The following is a 6145-nucleotide window of genomic DNA, read 5'->3' on the forward strand; positions in this document are numbered from 1 at the left end:
GACCCCTCAGTCATTTCATTAGAGCGGGAGCATGTCTTTCAGGCGGAGCAGCGCGATGCGCTCAACCTGTTTGCAGGCGGTATCGAGTTCTACGCCACGGCTGTTGCCGATGCGCGCCTCGAACTCGGCGAGGATCTCCTCCTTGGTCTTGCCCCGCACCGCGATGATGAAGGGAAAGCCGAAGGTGGTGACGTAAGCGGCGTTGAGCTTGGAAAACAGCTCGCGCTCCTTGTCGGTCAGCGCGTCGAGGCCGGCGGAGGCCTGCTCGCGTGTGGATTCCGCAGTGAGGCGTCTCGCTTCGGCCAGTTTGCCAGCGAGATCGGGATGGGCGTTGAGGACGCCGATCCGCTCGGTTTCGCTGGCGGCGCGGAAGACGCGGCAGAGCGCATTGTGCAGGCCGCCGGCGCTGTCATGCGCCGGCCCAAGCTCCAGCTCATAGGCACGTTCGGCGACCCAGGGCGAATGTTCGAACACGCCGCCGAAAGTGTCGACGAAGGTCTCGAACGCCATCTTCGACGGCTTGAGCGCCGCCGGCTGGTAGGGGTGGTTCTCCTGCCAGTGCCTGGCGATATCGACGCGCCGTGCCAGCCAGACCTTGTCGTGCGATCTGACATAGTCGACGAAGCGCTTCAGCGCCGCCACCCGCCCGGGACGTCCGACGAGGCGGCAATGCAGGCCGATATTCATCATCCGCGGCCGGCCCGCTTTGCCCTCGGCATAGAGCGTGTCGAAACTGTCCTTCAAATAGGAGAAGAACTGGTCGCCGGAATTGAATCCCTGCGGCGTGGCGAAACGCATGTCGTTGGCATCGAGCGTGTAGGGGATGACGAGTTGCGCGCCGCCGCTGTGCTCGAACCAGTAGGGCAGTTCGTCGTCATAAGTGTCCGACACATAGTCGAAGCCGCCCTCTTCGGCCACCAACCGCACCGTATTGACCGAGGTGCGGCCGGTGTACCAGCCGGTCGGCCGTTGGCCTGTCACCTCGTAGTGCAGCTTGATCGCCGCTTCGAGGTCGCGGCGCTCGTCCTCGGCGCTGTGGTCGCGGTAGTCGATCCATTTCAGCCCGTGCGAGGCCATTTCCCAGCCGGCCTCCTGCATCGCCGCCACCTGGTCGGGCGACCGGGCCAGTGCTGTGGCGACCCCGTAGCAGGTCACCGGCACTTGCGCCTCGCTGAACAGGCGCAGCAGCCGCCAGAAGCCTGCCCGCGCGCCATATTCGTAGATCGATTCCATGTTCCAGTGGCGCTGGCCGACCCAGGGCGCGGCGCCGACGATTTCCGACAGAAAGGCTTCCGAGGCCTTGTCGCCGTGCAGCACGCAGTTCTCGCCGCCTTCCTCGTAGTTGACGACGAATTGGACGGCCACATGCGCACCGCCCGGCCATTTCGGATCCGGCGGATTGGCTCCGTAGCCGCGCATGTCTCTAGAGTAACGCATTGCCCCTCCCCGCCGGACGCTGCCGGAAGTTGTGATCAGGATAGTCGAAAGGGTTGCTCGCGCATTCCCCCGAAATTTTTGAAAGTGTTTTTGTGCCACTCCGCTCGACCGGGACTTATGCATCGCCTTTAATTGGCGCACAATTCACTGCTTTGTTCGGCTGTATCGGAAATGGGAGGCGCCAGTGGCAGAAACGTCGAGAGCCGATGGCGGACGTCTGACGACGCATGTGCTCGACACCGCGACCGGCAAGCCGGCGGCGGGCCTGTCGATCGCGCTTTATCATCTTGAGAGCGACGCGCGGATACATTTGAAGACCATCGTCACAAATGCCGACGGCCGCTGCGATGCGCCGCTGCTGGCAGGAGCGGAATTTCGCCTCGGCGAATACGAACTGGTGTTCGCCGCCGGTGACTATCTACGCGGCCAGGGCACCAAACTGCCGGAACCGGCCTTCCTCGACAGTGTGCCGATCCGCTTCGGCATGGCGGAATCCGTGCATTATCACGTGCCGTTGCTTATCTCTCCTTACGGCTACTCGACCTACAGGGGGAGCTGACGCATGGCCAAGATCACACTACGCAACGAGATCCGCTTCATCCTCAATGGCAGGGATGTCGCGCTGTCGTCGGTGGCGCCCGACGCGACCTTGCTCGACTGGCTGCGGCTCGACCGCTCGCTGCGCGGCACCAAGGAAGGCTGCGCCGAGGGCGATTGCGGCGCCTGCACGGTCCTGGTCGGAAAATTGTCCGCCGGCAAGCTGGTTTATGAAAGCGTCAACGCCTGCATCCGTTTCCTCGGTTCGCTCGACGGCACCCATGTCGTCACCGTCGAGCATCTGCGCGGCGCGCCTGGCCAATTGCATCCGGTGCAGCAGGCGATGGTCGATTTCCACGCTTCGCAATGCGGCTTCTGCACGCCGGGCTTCGTCATGTCGCTCTACGGCCTGTGGATGAAGTCGCCGGACCCGTCGAATGCGGCGATCGAGAAGGCCTTGCAAGGCAATCTTTGCCGCTGCACCGGCTATGAGGCAATCATGCGCGCCGCGCGTGCCATCTCCAGCTACGGCAAGGCGGCGAAGGATCCGCTGGCGGCCGAGCGCAAGGCGATCACCGCCAAGCTCGAGGCTATGCATGACGGTGCCCGCGTCGAAATCGGCGCCGGCAAGCAGCGGCTGGTTGTGCCGGCTGACGTCGACGATTTCGCCGCTGTACTGGACAAGGAGCCCGGCGCCACTGTTGTCGCCGGCTCGACCGACGTCGGCCTATGGGTCACCAAGCACATGCGCGACATCTCACCGGTAGTCTTCATCGGCAATCTCGAGGGGCTGTGCGCGATCTCCGAAGACAATGACGTCATCACCATCGGCGCCGGCGTCACCTACACCGACGCCTTCGCGACACTGGCCAAGCGCATCCCCGCGCTCGGGCCATTGTTCGACCGCATCGGCGGCGAACAGGTACGAAACATGGGCACCATCGGCGGCAACATCGCCAATGGCTCGCCGATCGGCGACACGCCGCCGCCCCTGATCGCGCTTGGTGCGCAACTGACGCTGCGCCGCGGCAAGAAGCGGCGCACCATCGCGCTCGAGGATTTCTTCATCGCCTATGGCAAGCAGGACCGGCAGCCAGGCGAATTCGTCGAGGCCGTGCACGTTCCCGTGCCGGCCAAGGGCACGAAGTTTGCCGTCTACAAGATCACCAAGCGCCGCGACGAGGACATCACCGCAGCCCTTGGCGCCTTTTTCCTCGACCTGGCCAAGGACGGAACCGTGGCCGATATATGCATCGCCTATGGCGGCATGGCGGCCACCCCGAAGCGGGCTTTCGGTGTCGAAAAAGCGCTGCTCGGCAAGCCGTGGACGGAGACAACGGTGGAAGCGGCCATGGCTGAATATGCCGGCGATTTCACCCCGCTGACCGATATGCGGGCATCGGCCGAATACCGGGCGCTGGCGGCCAGGAACCTGCTGCTGCGCTTTTTTGCCGAAACCAGCGGCAGCAAGGCGCCGTTCCAGGTGTCCCGCAACGAGGCGGCCTGATGAACAAGCACGCCTCTCCAGATCTCAAGGCGCAGAAGATTTCCGGTGGCGTCGCCGCCGACCAGCGCCACGATTCCGCGCACAAGCATGTCAGCGGCAGCGCGGTCTATATCGACGATATGCCGGAACCGGCGGGCATGCTGCATGGCTGCCTCGGCCTGTCCACGGCGACGCATGCGACGATCAGCAAAATGGATCTGTCGGCGGTGCGCGCGGCGCCGGGCGTCGTCGATGTGCTGACGGCCAAGGACGTTCCGGGCGAAAATGACATTTCGCCGACCGGTCGACACGACGAGCCGGTGCTGGCCGACGACAAGGTGCAGTTTTATGGTCAGCCGATCTTCTGCGTTATTGCCAAGACGCGCGAACAGGCGCGCCGCGCCACCCGGCTGGCCAAGGTCGAATACAGTCCATTGCCTTTCGTCACCGACATTGGCGACCTCGACCCCCGCAAGGACAAGCTGGTCACGCCGCCACTGACCTTGAAGCGCGGCGATGCCGCCGCCGCGATCAAGGCGGCGCCGCGCCGGCTGAAGGGCAAGATGCGCATTGGCGGCCAGGAGCATTTCTATCTGGAAGGCCATATCGCCGTGGCCATTCCCGGCGAGGACCAGGACGTCACCATCTATTCCTCGACCCAGCATCCGAGCGAAGTGCAGCATATGGTCAGCCATGCGCTGGGCGTGCCGAGCAACGCCATCACAGTGGAAATCCGCCGCATGGGTGGCGGCTTCGGCGGGAAGGAGACGCAAGGCAACCAGTTTGCGGCATTGGCTGCGATCGCCGCCAAGAAACACCATCGCGCGGTAAAAATCCGGCCCGACCGCGACGACGACATGATCGCCACCGGCAAGCGCCATGATTTCCTTGTCGACTACGACGTTGGCTTCGACGACGACGGCAACATTTTAGGCGTCGATTTCATGTTCGCGGCGCGTTGCGGCTTTTCCTCGGACCTGTCCGGACCGGTCACCGACCGCGCGCTGTTCCATTGCGACAACACCTATTTCTGGCCGGCGGTGCATGCGCAATCGGCGCCGCTTTACACCAACACCGTGTCGAACACGGCGTTTCGCGGCTTCGGCGGCCCGCAGGGCATGGTCGGCGCCGAACGGGTCATCGACGAGGTTGCCTTTGCCGTCGGCAAGGACCCGCTCGAAATCCGCAAGCAGAATTTTTATGGCACCAGTGGTGATAAAGACGGGGGCCGCAACGTCACCCCTTATCACCAGACGGTCGAGGACAACATCATCCACCGCATCGTCGCCGAGCTGGAGGCGAGCGCCGACTATGCGGGGCGCCGCCGCATCATCCAGGCCTTCAACGCCAACAGCCGCTTCATCAAGCGCGGCCTGGCGCTGACGCCGGTCAAATTCGGCATCTCTTTCACAGCCACCCACTACAACCAGGCCGGCGCGCTGGTGCATGTCTACACAGACGGTTCGGTGCATCTGAATCACGGCGGCACCGAGATGGGGCAAGGCCTCTACGTCAAGGTGGCGCAGGTGGTGGCGGAAGAGTTCCAGATCGACCTCGACCAGGTCAAGATCACCGCGACGACCACCGGCAAGGTGCCCAACACTTCGGCCACCGCGGCGTCGTCCGGCACCGACCTCAACGGCATGGCGGCGCAGAACGGCGCCCGCCAGATCAAGGAACGGCTGACCGACTTCGCCGCCGAAAAATACCAGGTGCCGCGCGAGCAGGTGCTTTTCCTGCCCAACCGGGTGCGCATCGGCAACCAGGAGATCGCCTTCACCGACCTTGTCAAGCAGGCCTATATGGCCCGCATCCAACTGTCGGCGGCGGGTTTTTACAAGACTCCGAAAATCCACTGGAACCGTGACAAGGGCGAGGGCCGTCCGTTCTATTATTTCGCCTATGGCGCCTCGTGCTCGGAAGTCTCGGTCGACACGCTGACCGGCGAATATGTCGTCGAGCGCACCGACATATTGCATGAAACCGGCCGCTCGCTGAACCGCGCCATCGATCTCGGCCAGATCGAGGGCGGCTTCATCCAGGGCATGGGCTGGCTGACGACGGAGGAGCTGTGGTGGGACGACAAGGGCCGGCTGCGCACGCATGCGCCGTCGACCTATAAGATCCCGCTCGCGTCCGACCGGCCGAAGATATTCAACGTCACGCTGGCCGACTGGCCGGAGGCCAACGAGCCGACGGTGCACCGTTCCAAGGCGGTCGGCGAACCGCCCTTCCCGCTCGGCATGTCTGTGCTGCATGCGCTGTCGGACGCGGTGGCAAGTGTGGCCGATCATAAGGTCTGTCCGCGTCTCGACGCTCCTGCAACACCAGAACGGGTGCTGATGGCGATCGAACGGCTGAAGGGTGAAGCCAAGAATAGCGCCTGACTCTGACCTGGATTCTGGCAAAACGTGCAATTCAGACTGAAAAACCCTATATTTCCCGTACGGGAATGCGAAATATGAAGTCGAAAGTGCAAAGGCTCAGAGCTTTTCTCGCCAGCGCCGGCCGGCTTGCTCTGGTCGAAGTGGCCGGCACCAAAGGCTCGACCCCGCGCGAGAAGGGCGCCTTCATGCTCGTATCGCAGGCGGCGATTTTTGGCACGATCGGCGGCGGTCAGCTCGAGTACATGGCGATCGACAAGGCGAGGCAGATGGTGGGGTCTTCACCCTCCCCCTTGTGGGG

At 63.5% G+C, this 6145-nt stretch carries 5 protein-coding genes; 4 read left to right on the forward strand and 1 reads right to left on the reverse strand.

Features of this window, described 5'->3' with window-relative positions; all coding sequences use genetic code 11:
• Positions 1-18: 18 nt before the first annotated feature.
• Entirely contained in the window at positions 19-1437 is a 1419-nt protein-coding gene (gene puuE / locus NKI61_RS10445; protein WP_023703642.1) for an allantoinase PuuE, read from the reverse strand.
• 184 nt (positions 1438-1621) lie between these two features.
• Here puuE and uraH point away from each other — a divergent pair, with 184 nt between their 5' ends.
• From uraH to NKI61_RS10465, 4 genes are all read left to right on the forward strand, one after another.
• Positions 1622-1996 carry a hydroxyisourate hydrolase gene (gene uraH, locus NKI61_RS10450; protein WP_023683492.1) on the forward strand — a complete coding sequence of 125 codons (375 nt, stop codon included), beginning with the start codon at positions 1622-1624 and terminating at the stop codon, positions 1994-1996.
• Positions 1997-1999: 3 nt separating this feature from the next.
• A complete protein-coding gene (gene xdhA / locus NKI61_RS10455) occupies positions 2000-3481 on the forward strand; it encodes a xanthine dehydrogenase small subunit (RefSeq protein WP_023703643.1) in 1482 nt (493 codons plus the stop codon).
• The gene (gene xdhB, locus NKI61_RS10460; RefSeq protein ID WP_023694732.1) at positions 3481-5847 is read left to right on the forward strand and encodes a xanthine dehydrogenase molybdopterin binding subunit; all 2367 of its coding nucleotides are present in this window, start codon (positions 3481-3483) and stop codon (positions 5845-5847) included. The genes xdhA and xdhB overlap by 1 nt, the downstream gene beginning before the upstream one ends.
• A gap of 74 nt (positions 5848-5921) precedes the next feature.
• Positions 5922-6145, forward strand: a 224-nt coding sequence (locus NKI61_RS10465) for an XdhC family protein (RefSeq protein WP_352839334.1), incomplete at its 3' end; no start/stop codon positions are given.

The organism is Mesorhizobium sp. M0514 (assembly GCF_040321145.1).
Taxonomy (GTDB): domain Bacteria; phylum Pseudomonadota; class Alphaproteobacteria; order Rhizobiales; family Rhizobiaceae; genus Mesorhizobium.